Here is a 14,178-nt window from a genome sequence, read left to right as displayed (position 1 = left end):
TAGGGCCTGTTGACCTTTGTTGTACATTTTTGCAGCGGTCTGTGTGCCATCTAGACAAGGCGAATGTTTGACGGTTTAGTGGTTCTAAATCGAGAACATTCAACGCAGTATAGATGGCACAAAGGCGCTGCCCGAAGGGGTCGTTATGGAAGCCTTTTACTTTTTGTCACAGTCCTTTAACTTAGCCCGCTAGGCTTGCAGGACTGTTTCGCGATTAAAAGGCTTCCATTTAGACCAAAATTCGTACACCAAAGGTCAACAGGCCCTAGGCTAAGGTGGGATTTGTCCACTTCATGATTTTAGCGTTTTCTTTTTGTGCGCTGTTTCCATTACTCTTGTCATGCCCGTCATCATTATTTTTTACGGTGTAATAATTTTTGCGGGTTTCTATATGCTGAAACCCCGAGCTCTCATAAAGCGCAATAGCAGTATGGTTACTTTCACGCACTTCTAGCCACATTTCACGCATTGCATTTTTTACCGATGTCTCAATGACAAAATCAACTAAAGCGCGACCTACCCCCTTGCCTCTTGCGCCACTGTCTACCGCAATATCCATCAGCGTAGCTTCATCAACGACTTCAAGCATAATGGCATAGCCAACAATCTTGTCATTTTCAAAGGCAAACACCCCGTAATAGGGTTCCGTGAAACAATCCGCGAAGGTACTTAGTTTCCAAGGCGACACTTGTGCCTCTTGATGGATAGCATGCGCAAGTTCAATGTGCTCGTTAAAGCCTTGTGGCGGTACGATTGTTAACTTCATCGACGCGACTACTGGCCGTTAGCTGAATGGTTTAATTCGCGTGCTGCGCTGATAAGCTGCGCCCACAGCTCCCGTTTTTGCACAGCTGTGAGTTTAAGCGGTGTGGCTGGCAATATAATGGCCGTTTCGGTTACCGATAGCGTACGGCCAATCATTATGGTGCTAGCCCACTGTGACGGTATACCCAACTGAACACAGGCTAGCTGCAAGTCCTTCAGCCATTGCTGTGATTTTGCTTTCTGTTCGGCACTTAACGGGATACCTTCAGGCGATACCGGCCCTTTTGCGCCAATAGACTTTGTTAAAGACTCTTGCGAGGCAACCGCATTGTCGTAAGACGGCGAAGTGTTGTGTGACTGTGAAGCACCTGTTTCGGTTTGCCCTACTTTCCCTTCATTGTGCGATGCGCCAAGCGTGGAAAGTTTTGCTGCCCCGCCGTCTTTAGGCTTAGCCTTATCTTTCGCGCTACTGCCAACATTTGCTCTCAACTGAGCAAGCCGTGATTGCTTTTCTTCTTGAGATATTGGCGTTGAAGGCGGCTTATTGGTTTGAGCGCTTTGGCTGTAGGGTAACTGTGTCGATGAACTATTTGTACTGCCGACGTTGCGTTGTGCTGCATTGGCGTTGTTTTGTTTCGCTTGGTCTTCCTGCTTTAGCTCAGTGTAGGCGTCTTTGGTGATCCAAACAGGGATCCCCATTTCCTGTAAAACCGCCTGCTGATATGAAGTAAGAGACATTGCGTAAAAACACCTAACGTGAATAGTTCATTATATTTGTTTAGTTTACTAAAGTTGCAGGCTTGGTTGAATAACTATCGCGTTCTTTTGCTTGGATTGTACTTGCTCTTTAATGCTCAAGCGCTAATTCATAAGCGTTGATTCTTAAGTATTATTCGCGAATTTATAATGCCTAGCCCTTGGTATAAGAGGAAATAAAACAGCTGCAGCAAATTAAGCACTAGCAACAGAAACCAATAAAATTTAAGAAGAATTTAACAAAGAAACGATTTAGGATTTGAACGTAAACGTTCACAAGAAGAGAAAGTGGCAGGGGTGGAGGGACTCGAACCCCCAACCATCGGTTTTGGAGACCGCTGTTCTACCAATTCGAACTACACCCCTAGCGCGCTGTGCATTATACGGATGACATTAAAAAGGTAAAGCCTTTTTATCACTACCATGCACTGCATGCTTAATTAACACGCAATGCGCTGTTTTTTCAATCGAATAACACCAAATAGGCTTTATCCATCACCTGTGTTTTGTCTTATTGCTCGCTTTTAAACCGACTTCTATGCAGCGTCACTTTTAAATGCGGAGCAGTTTATGACAATTAGACCTTATTGGCGTTAAGCGCAGCAAACCACAGGTCATTAGTGATAGCGACAATCTCGGTGTGCAGATCAAATTTCGCTATCGCGTCGTGCTCATCGATATTCATTAGCGTGGCGTAATGCTTAACGAGCTCTCTACTTTCATTGATTTCAAGTTTATTGATAAGGCAGCAACTTGCTAAATCGAAGTAGCGGTTTCCCATGGCGGCATATTCCCAATCAATAATTTTGAGTGAGTTATCTGCGCTCAGTAATAAGTGATTAGTTAGCAAGTCATTATGACATAACACATAGTCGTCATCGTATTGTTCACTTTTTATTACTTGTTTCCGCAATGATTGGGCTTTTAGATAAAGCTCACTGCTCATATCGAGCTGTGCAACGTTAATATAATGCTGCCATCTTGATGCTAAATCTAATGGCCTAGCGGTAATGGGCAAAGAATGAATACGAGCGAGGGTGTTGGCCAGCTCAAGCATTGAAAGCGTCGCACTTTCACTGTGCTCTAGCCACTGCTCAACCCAGATGGTTTCATCATCGCTTAACCATATAGGTTGCGGCGCTACTCCCAACCTATAAAGCTGTTGCTGCAAAGCAAATTGGTGCGCACGATTAACCCCACTAAAGTCATCATCGCCCATCCATTTCACCGCTAAGTCGACAGGGTTATGATCCGACTTTGGTTGCCCACTACTTTGAAGGTTATTTGCAATCAAGGGGAACTGACTATCTGCGAGCTCTTGAACGCGGTAAACGTGATTTACCGCTCCAGCAGGGTGTGACGAAATTTTCGCACTATCGCTAAGATTAAGCGCCTTTTGCAGCGTGGCGATGATATCCAACCTGTTCACCTTGTTTTTTATATTGTACTAGCCACTGGTAATACCCAAATACCGCAAAACCAACATAGCCTAAGAACAGGCAAGCAGATAATGCATAACCCACTTGCAGGTATAAATAGGCGGACGCTAAATTGATGAAAAACCAATAAACCCAGTTTTGCAGGATTTTATGCGCCACCATAAATGTTGTGACTACACTCAATAAATTAATGCTCGCATCTAATAGTAGGTACTCACTATTGAACTGTGAGCCTGCCACCTCAGACAGAACCCAAGCGAGCAATAACATACTCGGCACAATGAGCAAATGAGCCCAGAACGGCCAATGAAGCACTGGCTTAACATCGCCATCTTCCGCCCCTTTCGACCACTGATGATAACCGTATCCCGCCATTATCATATAAAAGAAGTTAAGCGCAGACTGAAATGGCAAAGTCACCTGCCAAAATAGCCAGGTGTAAATTGCGGTACTCACAAAAGCGCACAGCCAACACCAGCTGTTCTGTTTTGCGGCTAACAGCACATAGGCAATAGCGAGGACAACCGCTACCCACTCTAAAAGCGAAGTAGCGGCAATTTGTGAGGTAAACTCAGAAAAAAAGTTAGCCATTAAGATGATTTTCTAGATTGCATGGCATCAAAGTTTAAAAACTTAGCAACGAAAATAGCCTGCCCCACTTCTTCATGGGTCCTTTGCATTTCTTCGCCAAGTACTTTCATAACCACGCCATAGTCACCTGTAACCTGCGTGCTGGTTGAGCTTGTTGAAACTGCAATATCACTATAGCTATTTAACCTATCAATGAAATCTTGAATAGGTGGAATGTATTCGTTAACCAATGGGTACAACGACAGTTCAACCATAACTTGCATGTCTGTTTCCTTTTATTTTAAAACGCGTACTTAACAGTAACGCCAAACTGACGACCGTTACCTATTTGGTAATATGGCTCATCGAAGGCATACTCATCGCGAGGGTCGTTGCTGAAACCACCGAATCCACGGGTGTAAAACTCACGATCAAAGGCATTTTGTACCCACAGTGATGTCTGCCAATCACCGTGTAACACCACAATCTCCGAATTAACCAGCGTAGTACTTGGCGAGGTTACATCATGGCCGTCAGAAAAACGGTATTCGCTTTTGTAATCTACATCTACACGCCAAAGCATGTTATCTGTAAGTGCGTACTCACTATACAGGTTTGCTGTCCACTTAGGTGATTGAGCCTGTCTTTGCTCAGACACTTCAGTACCGTCTGCAAGCGTATACCCTTCAAAGGTAGCGCTTAGGTAACCAACACTTGCATCAAGCTGCCATGCTTCACTAGCAATCCAGCTAAGCTCCAGCTCGGCTCCTTTGTTTGTTCCTAAATCAGCATTATCAATAATATCTACGAACCCTGCCGTACCGTCATCACGAGTGATAACGTCAAAATCGCTCACCTGAGTATCTTTTCTATCCATATAGAAAATTGCAGCGCGAGCAATTAGGTCAGGCGTAAGTAATGGGCCCTTAACGCCTACTTCGTAGTTCCAGTTATACTCTTCGTCGAAGAATCGCTGATTGTCATTCACGCGGCTGTCGGGGTTAAAGCCTGCCCCTTTATATCCGCGTGAAATACTGCCGTAATAGAAGTGATCGCCCTGTGTATACTGAAGCGCGACTTTCCCGCCTACCATGGTGGTGTCGAACGCGCGAGTGAGCTGGTTGTTATCAGCGTAATCAAAATCGTAGTTTTCGACTCTTAACCCTGCTACAAGTACTAAATTTTCGTTCAAACGACTTTCAGTCTGAGCATATATAGCGGTCGTCGTAGGCGTGTATTCACTGGCAAAGTCACTATCCAAATAAGTGTACTGACGCAGCAGCTTTTCTTCCGTGCTTTTATAAAATACGCCTATTGTCCAGTCAGTCATACCATCAAAAAGTGCGGCACTGTCAGATGACACGAAACGCATCTCTCCGGTCTGTGTTTCTACATCGCGATAATAGGCGTCAAAAGACGTATAACCCCACGGGTGAAACCCTGTGAATGTCCAGTCTTCATCGTATCCATAAGCAATATTGTGAGAAGCATGGGTGGCAATTAGAATAAAGTCGCCCGCTGCTGTATTGGTTGTAGAGCGCGCGCTAACAGCGTGGGTTTGGTGTTCGTCAAATCCAGGTTCATCAGACAGCGTTTTGTTGTCATTGTCTAGCGAGAATGCATCGTAACCGTTATCGATATCGTACCAGCGATAAGTAAGCGCTAGTGTGGTTCGCTCATCTACACTGCCTTCAACGGCAAAGCGCAGTGCGGTTTCATCGATATTCGCGGTATCGCTTCTATTTAAGAACGTATTTTCTACAAAGCCATCACTGCGATTATGAACCAGCGCAACACGATAGCCCCAATCCGTGTTGATATCATCACCAGTGGCGCCTTCAATACGGTAACTCTCTTTGTTCCCAATGCGGGCTTCAACGTAGTCTGGGGCGTCGCTACCCACGTCATTACTGGAGAGTTTAACCGCTCCGGCCAATGCACCTGTGCCGTATAAGGTAGCCTGAGGTCCGCGATATACCTCTAGTTGTTTAGTATCAAAAATAAGACCTGCCGCAGCAAGGCCTGAAAAATCAAATTCATCGACGATAAAGCTTACAGAAGGATTGATAGGCTCGGCGAACTGACTACGCTCTCCAATACCGCGAATTTGCACGAAGCGGCCGCGAGACGCACCAGCTGCAAAGTTTACGTTTGGAATACTGTTTAGCACACTGTCGATATGGCTCGGCTGTCTACTGCGAAGACGCTCTTGATCTAAAATGGTCGCGCTAGCACTTAACTGGTCGAGTGTAGTTTGACGAAAATCACCAGATACGATGACGCGCTCAATATCTGATGGCGTGCTATCTGAAGTGTTACTTACATTGGTTTGTTGCGCATAGGCCGCAACGGAACTAGCAAGCAGTGAAAGTGTGAAAAGTGTTTTATACATGGGATCTCTTATTCTTATTTAAGAAAAAAGATCCGGGTCTAACGGCAGGTGATAAGGCTATATTGTGAACCATCCCTACGCCGGTATTATCCGGATCAGGTTTAAGGGTTCCCACGAATGTGGATCTCAGACCGAAAACGGACACCCCTTGGTATAGTGTTGCGCTGCTAAAACTAGCAAACTCAACTTCTGCGACGGAGTCTACCAGTTCGATACACGCCGTCAAGCAGATAAGACGTTAAGCTAACGTAAGGTTTTATATATGATATAAGGCGTTGAAAGCTTAGGGCTATTCAGCGTCAATATTCATATTTAGGCGACGTACTTCATCGTCAGTTTGTGCTTTTAAACCTTCCAACGTTTTGCCGTGTGCGGTTGGTTGACGCGTATCAGGGTCAACCTTTACGAAAACGATATCGTCTGCAAAACAGATGGTTTTCTTGGTTGCTTTGTTGCGTACCAAGCAGCTTACGGTAATAGACGTACGGCCTACAGCTTTAGTTTCTAGACCAAACTCTACGATATCACCCTGCATAGCCGGTGATTCGAAACTAATTTCACCAATATGCTTAGTTACCAAGCAATTAGTTTCTAGCTGACAAATAGCCCAAATTGCAGCTTCTTCGTCTATCCATTCTAACGCGCGGCCACCGAACAAAGAATTGGCGTAATTAAGGTCGTTTGGCATAACTAGACGCCGAGAAAGAAAGCGCATTCGAATTCCTCATAATAAATCGCTACTATAGCGTTAGATTATACCGAAAAAACTGATTCATGGCGCTAACTCAATTACGCGAATGGCTATTAGCCCCCTACTTTGAAAATAGCGGCGAAAATGGCTGCAAAAAAAGCTCTCACGCTTCACACTTATCAAACGTGACTTGCCCGCTTCACCGGAGAATGCTTGTAATATCTGGCAATGATGATTTTTGTGAAGCTGCCATACGTAGCGTTCAAGCCTTTGTAGATGAAGTTTCATCTATAAGCGTTGTGAATTTTGCTGGCGATACACTTAAGGGAAAGAACCGCAAACAAGTACTGGGGAGCGAATGTGACATTGCCACATTAGACTGTCGCGATTCATTCAAACCTGGCGACGTGATGGCAGTGGCGGGGATCGTTAAACGCAGTGGTTGTTTAATACTTATTTGCCCTGCATTGAGTGAATGGGTCAACAATATTTCGGTCTCGTTCCTGTCGGAGGGGTTTACGCTTACACAAAGTCGATACCTCGAACGCTTTATAAAGCACCTGCGTAACAACGACTACGTGGCATTTCACACTGAAGAAAAAACCACGCTTCCAGATACGGCTATGTACCGTATTAGCGAAGGCTTAACATCAAACGTCTATAGAGGCTCACTATTTAAATCAGAAGAGCAAGAGCAGGCATACAGTCGTTTATATCAAGCACACTCACTTAATAAACTAAACGCGCTAATTACTGCCCCAAGAGGCAGAGGCAAGTCATCATTATTAGGTATATTCATTGAAAGCCTAATCAGACAGGGTAAAAATGTACTATTAACCAGTGAACGCTTCGATAATGTGAAGAACGTACTTTCACGTATTCAACAACAAGAAATAGCCGGTGTCAGAACACAACAACCATCCACCGCTAACATTCGAACACAACTAAGCCTTGGTGATAAGAATAAGACAACGACATTAGGCAGTGTAAAATGGGTGCCCCCTGACAGTACCTTGTTATATTCCACAGAAGATGAAAAGTATGACGTTGTAATTGTTGATGAAGCGGCTTCAATCCCCCTCCCGGATGTATACCGGATTATAGCAAACCACAAGCAGTGGGTGCTTAGTACTACGCTTTTGGGTTATGAAGGCTCAGGCAGCGGCTTTATTCACAAACTCATCCCTAGTTTACCGCCATCAGCTATCCATTTAAGACTATCAACGCCGTTACGATGGTTCGAACATGATCCCATTGAAGCATTTTTCAATACGACTTGTTTATTTGAGGACAGAGATGCGGCGCGCAATATTGGCGAGATTAATTTCAAAAACAGTATTAATGCATCGATAGATTACGATTTTTCCATAAGTTCGTTTAAAAGCATTTCCGAAGAATCGCTTCAGCAAATAATGTCGCTACTTTCATTAGCCCATTATCAAACTACGCCCGATGATTTTATGCGCTTGATGGATAGCCCGGATGTACTTGTTGCCATACTTAAATTCAACGACAACGTGATAGGTGCTGCAATCATAAATACTGAAGGTAGCGACTACCTGAACGATACCGCATTGGGGATTGCGTCTGGAAAGCGTCGTCCTAAAGGGCATTTAGGTGCACAGCGACTTGCTCTGTTGTCTGCTGATGCAAAAACAGCAACGTTTAGATATTGGCGTATTAACCGTATTGCCGTCGATACGCTTGCGCAGAGTAAGGGTATGGGCAGTTACTTGCTACAAAGAGTTAGTGATGAAGCCAAGAAGCAAAGTATTGACGCTATCTGTACTTCTTATGGAACGACACTTAAGTTAGACAGCTTTTGGACAAGAAATGGATTTGAGATTGTAGACTATGGGCGAAAGCCTAATAAAGCCAGTGGCGAAACCAGTGCACTAGCGTTATATCCTCATTCCAACAGAGCAAAAAAACTGCTTTCTGAATTGGTAGCGCTAAAAGAGAGCTTTAAATTCGATAACCAGTTAGACAACGTGCCCATTAGCATACTGACAATCTATGTAGAAAAGTTAGTACATTTTACCCAAGGCACACGCACTTTAGATGATGTTTGGCCGATATTACATAAAATTGCGCGTTATGCAGAGACTCAGCCTACACCAAGCGCAAATACTCAACTGAACAAGCCAAATAACACAATACTGTATACGCTATGGCGTCTTGTTGAAATCATTAACACGAAGCGCTTTCTCAGAAAAGTACTTGCACATTCAGATATGAATGCGAAGCAACTTGTTTCTACATTCAACGAAGAAAACCTAAAAGCAAGTGGGTTAAAAGAAGTCACTATTATTATAAGAGAAGCACTTCTGCCTGCTTTCAAATAATAGAAAGTCTGTAGCCTGAAAGTACAAATAATCAGCTTGGCGTAGAGCCACTATACCTGCGTTAACAAGCCGCGATTACGAACATTTTAATTCTAGCTGAGTGGGTAATGACCTATGCGGACTGGTGTTAAAGCCCTATAAATAAAATCCCATTCGAGAAAAGCTCACTTACTAAATTAAGGGCAAAAAAAAGCCTCCCAAAGGGAGGCTTTTTTGCTAAAACCACATATTAGATACTAATACCGCGGTTCTTCGCTTTTTCCTTGATATAAGGTTCCCACGCTGCAGCGTTGCGGCGTAGAGAGCGATCTTTCTTAGCTTCTTGTACGTGCTTGTAAGCAGACTTGAAGTTACCTGCGTAGAAGTTCGCTTCCATTAACGTGAAGTGAATCTTCTCAGGGTCTTCAGCACCACGCTCTAGAGCATTCTCTAGTGCTTTAATAGCGCCTTTGTAGTCTTCCGCTACAAGTAAAAGTGTACCTTGCTTACGATAATGCTCAGGGTCTGAACTCTTAGCAGCAGCTTGTGCATACAAGTCGGCAGCTGTTTTGAAGTTCTTTGCCTGGTGATAAGCATTAGCTACGTTTGCTAACATATCGGCATCATTTTTTAGCAAGCCTTCTTTCACGTGCTTTTCAAGCAACTTGGCCGCCTTGTAAGGCATACCGTTACTTTGATAAAGCTGAGCAAGCGTCTTTATTTCTGACTCTTTCTCTAGATAGCCCTGCATATAAGCAAGTTCTAGAGTTGAAAGACCTTTCTTATAGTCTTCAACTAAGATGTAGAAAAAGCCAAGACGTGACCACCAAGTTTTTTCCTGAGGGAAAGTTCTAACAAGATCTTCCGCCACAGCTACCGTTTCAGGGTACATCTTACGCTCGTAGTAAGAAGTTAGCTTTAATACATACGGGTTTTTGTTTGGCTCTTCATACAAAGCAATCGCTTTGTCTGCTGGCTCAACCATCTTCGCTAGTTGCTTAGATTCAAAGTAAGCCTGTGCCAAACGCGTATATACGTCTGCGTCTTCTTTACACGTGAAGTCCATCCACTTGTTATACCATTTAATGGCATCAGTGTACTTCTCTTCCTGCATGCTCAAATCACCTAGTAATTTAAGTGTTTGAGAGTGTTCAAGGTCGTTTAGAACTTTTGGTTCAACTGATTCAACCAAATACCCTAAAGCTTTACCACCTTGACCTTCTTGCGCAGCAAGTAAGTTACCAATAAAACGCTTTACGTAAGCTCTATCGAAATCGTCAGATGCGTCGATTTCGTAAAGTACGTTTAGTGCTTCATTAACTTGGTCTTCATTGTAGAACTCAAAAGCTTTCTGAACTTTTTTACCGGTACGCTCACCTACAAGCGTTGTTTTTCCTTTCTCATATCCAGGACAAACAACAGGTGCTGACTGCGCTAGGGCAGCGGGTGCTGAAAGCACCGCACCTGCGCCTAGCACTAAAGCAACGGCTGACATTTTGAATGTACGTTTCATCATGATCATTGCTCCAGTTTAAAGTCTAGCTGTACGAACATGCCAGGTTGTTTAACTGGCTTGCCATCAACGATCTTAGGCTTGTATTTCCACTTACGTAGAGCACGACGTGCTTCACGGTCGAATACGCGCTTAGGTTCAGCTTCGATAACTTCGATATCTTCAACACCACCAACTTCGTTGATAGTGAAAGACAGTCTTACCCAACCTTCACGGCCGTCACGGGCTGCATCAGGTGGATATTTCGGGTCGATACGAACGATAGGTGTTGCTTCACCATCACGCTGCATTGCACCAACACCACCGATGTTTACACCAACACCACCTGTGTCGATAGCTGGAATAGCTAAGCTAAAGCCATCTGCATCAGGTTCCGCTGTTTCCGGCTCTACTTGCTCCATTTTAGGAGGCTGTGGAGGCGGAGGTGGCGGTGGTGGTGGAACACGAGTACGCGTCTGCGTCTGGTCGTCTGGTTCCTGCATTACAATATCGATAACCGGTGCAGGCGGTACTTCGTCTGCTGGTCTAGATGAATTTTCAATCAACTTGGCCATTAGAACGAAAAGGGCAAATGCAACACCAGCACCTAAAAGTATAGATACAATTATACGTAACATCTTATCCCCTTGCCGCTACCGAGACTCGGTTAACGCCAGCGGCTTTAACCTGATCCATAATCTCAACTACTAAACCATGCTTCGCTTTTACGTCAGCTTGAATGATTACGTAGTCAGTAGGCTGCTCGGTAAGCAGTCTTTCAATATTCGCTCTTACGCTGTCCGGCGCAACTTCACGCTTATCTAGCCATACATTTCCGTCTTCAGTTACGGCGATGAAAATGTTTGCATTTTTGTGAAGAATCGCCTGGCTCGCATCTGGCTTGTTGACTTCGATCCCTGCTTCTTTAACGAAAACAGTGGTAACGATAAAGAAGATCAGCATGATAAACACGATATCCAACATGGGCGTCATGTCGATCTGTGCATCTTCTTCCTCGGTTCTGACTTTTCGAGCCATAATCTCTCTCTCTAATGATGTGGCAGGCTATCAACTAGCCCTTCTCTTGCCAGCTTCACTTTCGCTTCAAGACGTGAACTGATGAACAGTCCAGATAGCGCGGCTACCATTCCCGCCATTGTCGGGATCGTTGCCATAGAGATACCAGCTGCCATTAGACGAGCGTTGCTGGTGCCCTGTGTTGCCATTGTCTCGAAAACACTGATCATACCGGTTACTGTTCCAAGTAGACCGATTAGTGGACACATTGCAATAATGGTTCTGATAATCAGCATTCTAGCGTTAAGGTCGTCTGACGCTTGAGAAATCCACGCGTCACGGATTCTATGCGCATACCATGATGTGGTATCTGCTCGGGCATCCCAATTCGCGATGATGTTTTTCTTCACCTTTGGGAAGACCGAGGTTAAATACCAGTAACGCTCAATCATTAAAACCCACATGAGAAAGAGCGCGGCAGCAACGAAGTATAGTACGTCACCGCCGGTAGCGATAAAGTCCCTGACCGATTCGAATAATCCAATCAGGTAATTCATATTACGCTTTCTCCGACTCTGAGTGAGCAGCTACGATACCCGCAGTTTGCTCATCAAGAATGTGGATGATTGACTTGCTACGAGAAGCTACGATGCTGTGAGTAAGGATTAGAGGCAGAGCCGCGATAATACCTTGAGCAGTAGTTACAAGAGCCATAGAGATACTTCCTGCCATCATACGTGGGTCACCTGTACCGAATAGTGTGATGGTTTGGAATGTCTCGATCATACCTAGTACTGTACCTAGTAGACCTAGTAGAGGAGCAATCGCTGCGAAGATCTTGATAACGTTGATGCCGCTTTCAATTTTTGGAAGCTCGCGAAGAATCGCTTCATCAAGTTTAAGCTCAAGGTTTTCTGCATCAGCAGTCTTGTTCTCTTGGTAAACTTTAAGGATACGACCTAGTGGGTTACCTTCTGAAGGATTGTTTACGTTCTTAAGCTGTGAACGCATTTTTCCACCAGTGATCGTTAGTGTGATCATTTTGTAGATACCAATTAGTAGGCCAATCGCAAGCATAATTGTGATTGTGTAACCAACTGGACCACCAGCATGATAACGCTCAGACATTGTCGCTTTTTGCTTCAATAGACCAAGGATTGCACCTTGAGAAGGGTCAGCAAAGAAAGGAACAATACCAGAAGTAGCGCCGATTAGTTCGTCAGCAGAAGCTACAAAGTGACCATCTGGTTGACGACCAAGAGGCTGAACAACTTCAGCTTCAGCGTCATACGCTAGGTAACCAGCTTCACCAACAAGGTTGAAAGTACCAACACGAACAACTTCTTGCTGTGAAGAACCGCCGTCAAGGTTAACAACTTCTGTAGTGAACTTAACTACTTCACCGCCTTCAGTCATTTCTTTCTGAAGAGCAAACCATAGGTCTTCAAGTTCTTTAATGTTTGGAAGACCTTTAGAGTCTTCTGACATTTCAGCAAGGAACTGACCACGGCCAGGGAATTGTGCACTTACGATTGATGTAGAGATACGGCCGTAAGCTTCAGAAGATGCTTGACGTACCACACCGAACATTTCACCAAGTGTACCTGTAGCTTGGTCTAGCTCAGCAGCTTTCTCGTTTAATGTAACTTCGTTGTCTGAGAATTGCTTCTGTAGACGGTCACCACGAGCTTGTTCAGCTTTAAGTTCTGCTTGTGCTTTGCGAAGAAGTGCTTGCTTGTCAGCACGTGCTGATTGGAACTCAGCTTCGCGTTGCTTATCTAGGCGAGCTTCAGAAACGCGGTTCTGTTGAACCTGGTCTAGAAGGTCTTTCAGGCTCTTTGCTTCCTGAGCCTGCGCTCCGGTTGCTGCAACTGCAACTGTCGCAGCGGCTAAAAGAGATTTGAATACTGGTTTCATTAACAATTACTCCGCTGCGCTAATTGGTAGTTTAATCAGATCCGCAGGAATGACGTTGTTAGCCATTTTAACTGCGTCAACAACTGAAGACAGATACTCGTCACCCAGTTTTTCCCATGCGCGGCTTTCGTTGTTCCATACCCATGCGTGAGTTTGGTCTAGAGAAAGTGCAACTAGCGCCGTACGACCTAGGTTAAAGAAGTCAACAGTAACTTCTGTGCCTGCGTCGTCGATAGTACCTTGGTAAGAGTTGATCTTAGTACCGTATTCAACTTCTACTAGGTAAGCTTCTAGTACCTGACGGAACTGTTCTGAAACAGTTACGTTAGAGTTAGCCATAAGGTCGCGAAGACGCTCAACACGCTGTAGACGCTCGTCTAAGTGAATTGGACGGTCTAGCTTGATGAACTGCTCTAGGCTGTCGATCATGCGGAACATAAGAGGAACGATGCCCTGCTTAGTTTGTTCGATGCTGTCGATCTGACGTTGTAATGAATCGATACCGCGTTGCTGGTCTGCAACTAGGCTTGCGATGTAATCGTTGTAGATTTTAAGGTTTTCTGTCTCATCTACTGTTTGACGATACTCAACAAGTAGTTCTTGAGACTGTTCAAACAACGTATTGATTTTTTCTTGAGATTTCGCTGCAGCCGCGTGGATTTTCGCTTCTTCTTTATGAAGATCTTCAAGCGTATCTGCAGAGACTGCGCTACCTGTTAGTGCGAATGCACCCATAACAGTAGAAGCAATAAGAGTTCTCTTGCTCATTTTGGACATAGTTCCCAACCAAATTTCTTATTTGAATCCTCGCCGAT

14 protein-coding genes, 1 tRNA gene and 1 riboswitch are annotated in these 14,178 nt (G+C 44.5%); of the genes, 1 reads left to right on the top strand and 14 read right to left on the bottom strand.

Features of this window, described 5'->3' with window-relative positions; translation table 11 throughout:
- Positions 1–265: 265 nt before the first annotated feature.
- From rimI to ACFI6L_RS03580, 8 genes are all read right to left on the bottom strand, one after another.
- Complete coding sequence (gene rimI, locus ACFI6L_RS03615; protein ID WP_101563744.1) at positions 266–766, bottom strand: ribosomal protein S18-alanine N-acetyltransferase; 501 nt, start codon at positions 764–766, stop codon at positions 266–268.
- Positions 767–774: 8 nt separating this feature from the next.
- Positions 775–1,503 (bottom strand): alanine acetyltransferase, encoded by a 729-nt coding sequence (locus tag ACFI6L_RS03610; RefSeq protein ID WP_278347138.1) that lies wholly within the window; start codon positions 1,501–1,503, stop codon positions 775–777.
- 307 nt (positions 1,504–1,810) lie between these two features.
- Positions 1,811–1,887 (bottom strand) — tRNA-Trp (locus ACFI6L_RS03605).
- A 211-nt stretch (positions 1,888–2,098) separates the two neighbouring features.
- Positions 2,099–2,950: a phosphotransferase gene (locus ACFI6L_RS03600; RefSeq protein WP_462573427.1), complete on the bottom strand. Its 852-nt coding sequence runs from the start codon at positions 2,948–2,950 to the stop codon at positions 2,099–2,101.
- Positions 2,907–3,551 (bottom strand): nicotinamide mononucleotide transporter family protein, encoded by a 645-nt coding sequence (gene pnuC / locus ACFI6L_RS03595; RefSeq protein ID WP_462573426.1) that lies wholly within the window; start codon positions 3,549–3,551, stop codon positions 2,907–2,909. Before pnuC ends, ACFI6L_RS03600 begins: the two co-directional genes overlap by 44 nt.
- A complete protein-coding gene (locus ACFI6L_RS03590; protein ID WP_014948708.1) occupies positions 3,551–3,814 on the bottom strand; it encodes a hypothetical protein in 264 nt (87 codons plus the stop codon). The genes pnuC and ACFI6L_RS03590 overlap by 1 nt, the downstream gene beginning before the upstream one ends.
- A gap of 17 nt (positions 3,815–3,831) precedes the next feature.
- Positions 3,832–5,922 carry a TonB-dependent receptor gene (locus ACFI6L_RS03585; protein ID WP_110287715.1) on the bottom strand — a complete coding sequence of 697 codons (2,091 nt, stop codon included), beginning with the start codon at positions 5,920–5,922 and terminating at the stop codon, positions 3,832–3,834.
- A 55-nt stretch (positions 5,923–5,977) separates the two neighbouring features.
- Positions 5,978–6,081: riboswitch (TPP riboswitch) on the bottom strand.
- Positions 6,082–6,211: 130 nt separating this feature from the next.
- Entirely contained in the window at positions 6,212–6,637 is a 426-nt protein-coding gene (locus ACFI6L_RS03580) for an acyl-CoA thioesterase (protein ID WP_012517742.1), read from the bottom strand.
- A 59-nt stretch (positions 6,638–6,696) separates the two neighbouring features.
- On the opposite strand from ACFI6L_RS03580, the gene ACFI6L_RS03575 reads away from it, so the two are divergent.
- Positions 6,697–8,958, top strand: a complete 2,262-nt coding sequence (locus ACFI6L_RS03575) for a tRNA(Met) cytidine acetyltransferase TmcA domain-containing protein (RefSeq protein ID WP_462573425.1) — start codon at positions 6,697–6,699, stop codon at positions 8,956–8,958.
- A 229-nt stretch (positions 8,959–9,187) separates the two neighbouring features.
- Here ACFI6L_RS03575 and ACFI6L_RS03570 read toward each other — a convergent pair whose 3' ends face one another.
- From ACFI6L_RS03570 to ACFI6L_RS03545, 6 genes are read right to left on the bottom strand one after another with little or no spacing between them, the layout of a single operon-like run.
- Complete coding sequence (locus tag ACFI6L_RS03570; RefSeq protein WP_014975939.1) at positions 9,188–10,453, bottom strand: tetratricopeptide repeat protein; 1,266 nt, start codon at positions 10,451–10,453, stop codon at positions 9,188–9,190.
- Between the two features lie 2 nt (positions 10,454–10,455).
- Positions 10,456–11,067 carry an energy transducer TonB gene (locus ACFI6L_RS03565; RefSeq protein ID WP_014948704.1) on the bottom strand — a complete coding sequence of 204 codons (612 nt, stop codon included), beginning with the start codon at positions 11,065–11,067 and terminating at the stop codon, positions 10,456–10,458.
- A 1-nt stretch (position 11,068) separates the two neighbouring features.
- Positions 11,069–11,467 (bottom strand): ExbD/TolR family protein, encoded by a 399-nt coding sequence (locus ACFI6L_RS03560; RefSeq protein WP_012517737.1) that lies wholly within the window; start codon positions 11,465–11,467, stop codon positions 11,069–11,071.
- A gap of 11 nt (positions 11,468–11,478) precedes the next feature.
- Positions 11,479–12,003: a MotA/TolQ/ExbB proton channel family protein gene (locus tag ACFI6L_RS03555; protein WP_012517736.1), complete on the bottom strand. Its 525-nt coding sequence runs from the start codon at positions 12,001–12,003 to the stop codon at positions 11,479–11,481.
- 1 nt (position 12,004) lies between these two features.
- Entirely contained in the window at positions 12,005–13,363 is a 1,359-nt protein-coding gene (locus tag ACFI6L_RS03550) for a MotA/TolQ/ExbB proton channel family protein (protein WP_462573424.1), read from the bottom strand.
- A gap of 6 nt (positions 13,364–13,369) precedes the next feature.
- Positions 13,370–14,131 carry a DUF3450 domain-containing protein gene (locus tag ACFI6L_RS03545; RefSeq protein ID WP_014948702.1) on the bottom strand — a complete coding sequence of 254 codons (762 nt, stop codon included), beginning with the start codon at positions 14,129–14,131 and terminating at the stop codon, positions 13,370–13,372.
- Between the last annotated feature and the right edge of the window lie 47 nt (positions 14,132–14,178).

The organism is Alteromonas sp. G4i35, from assembly GCF_054960375.1.
The sequence above is the reverse complement of the archived record's forward strand: the minus strand, read 5'-3'. Positions and strand labels throughout refer to the sequence as shown.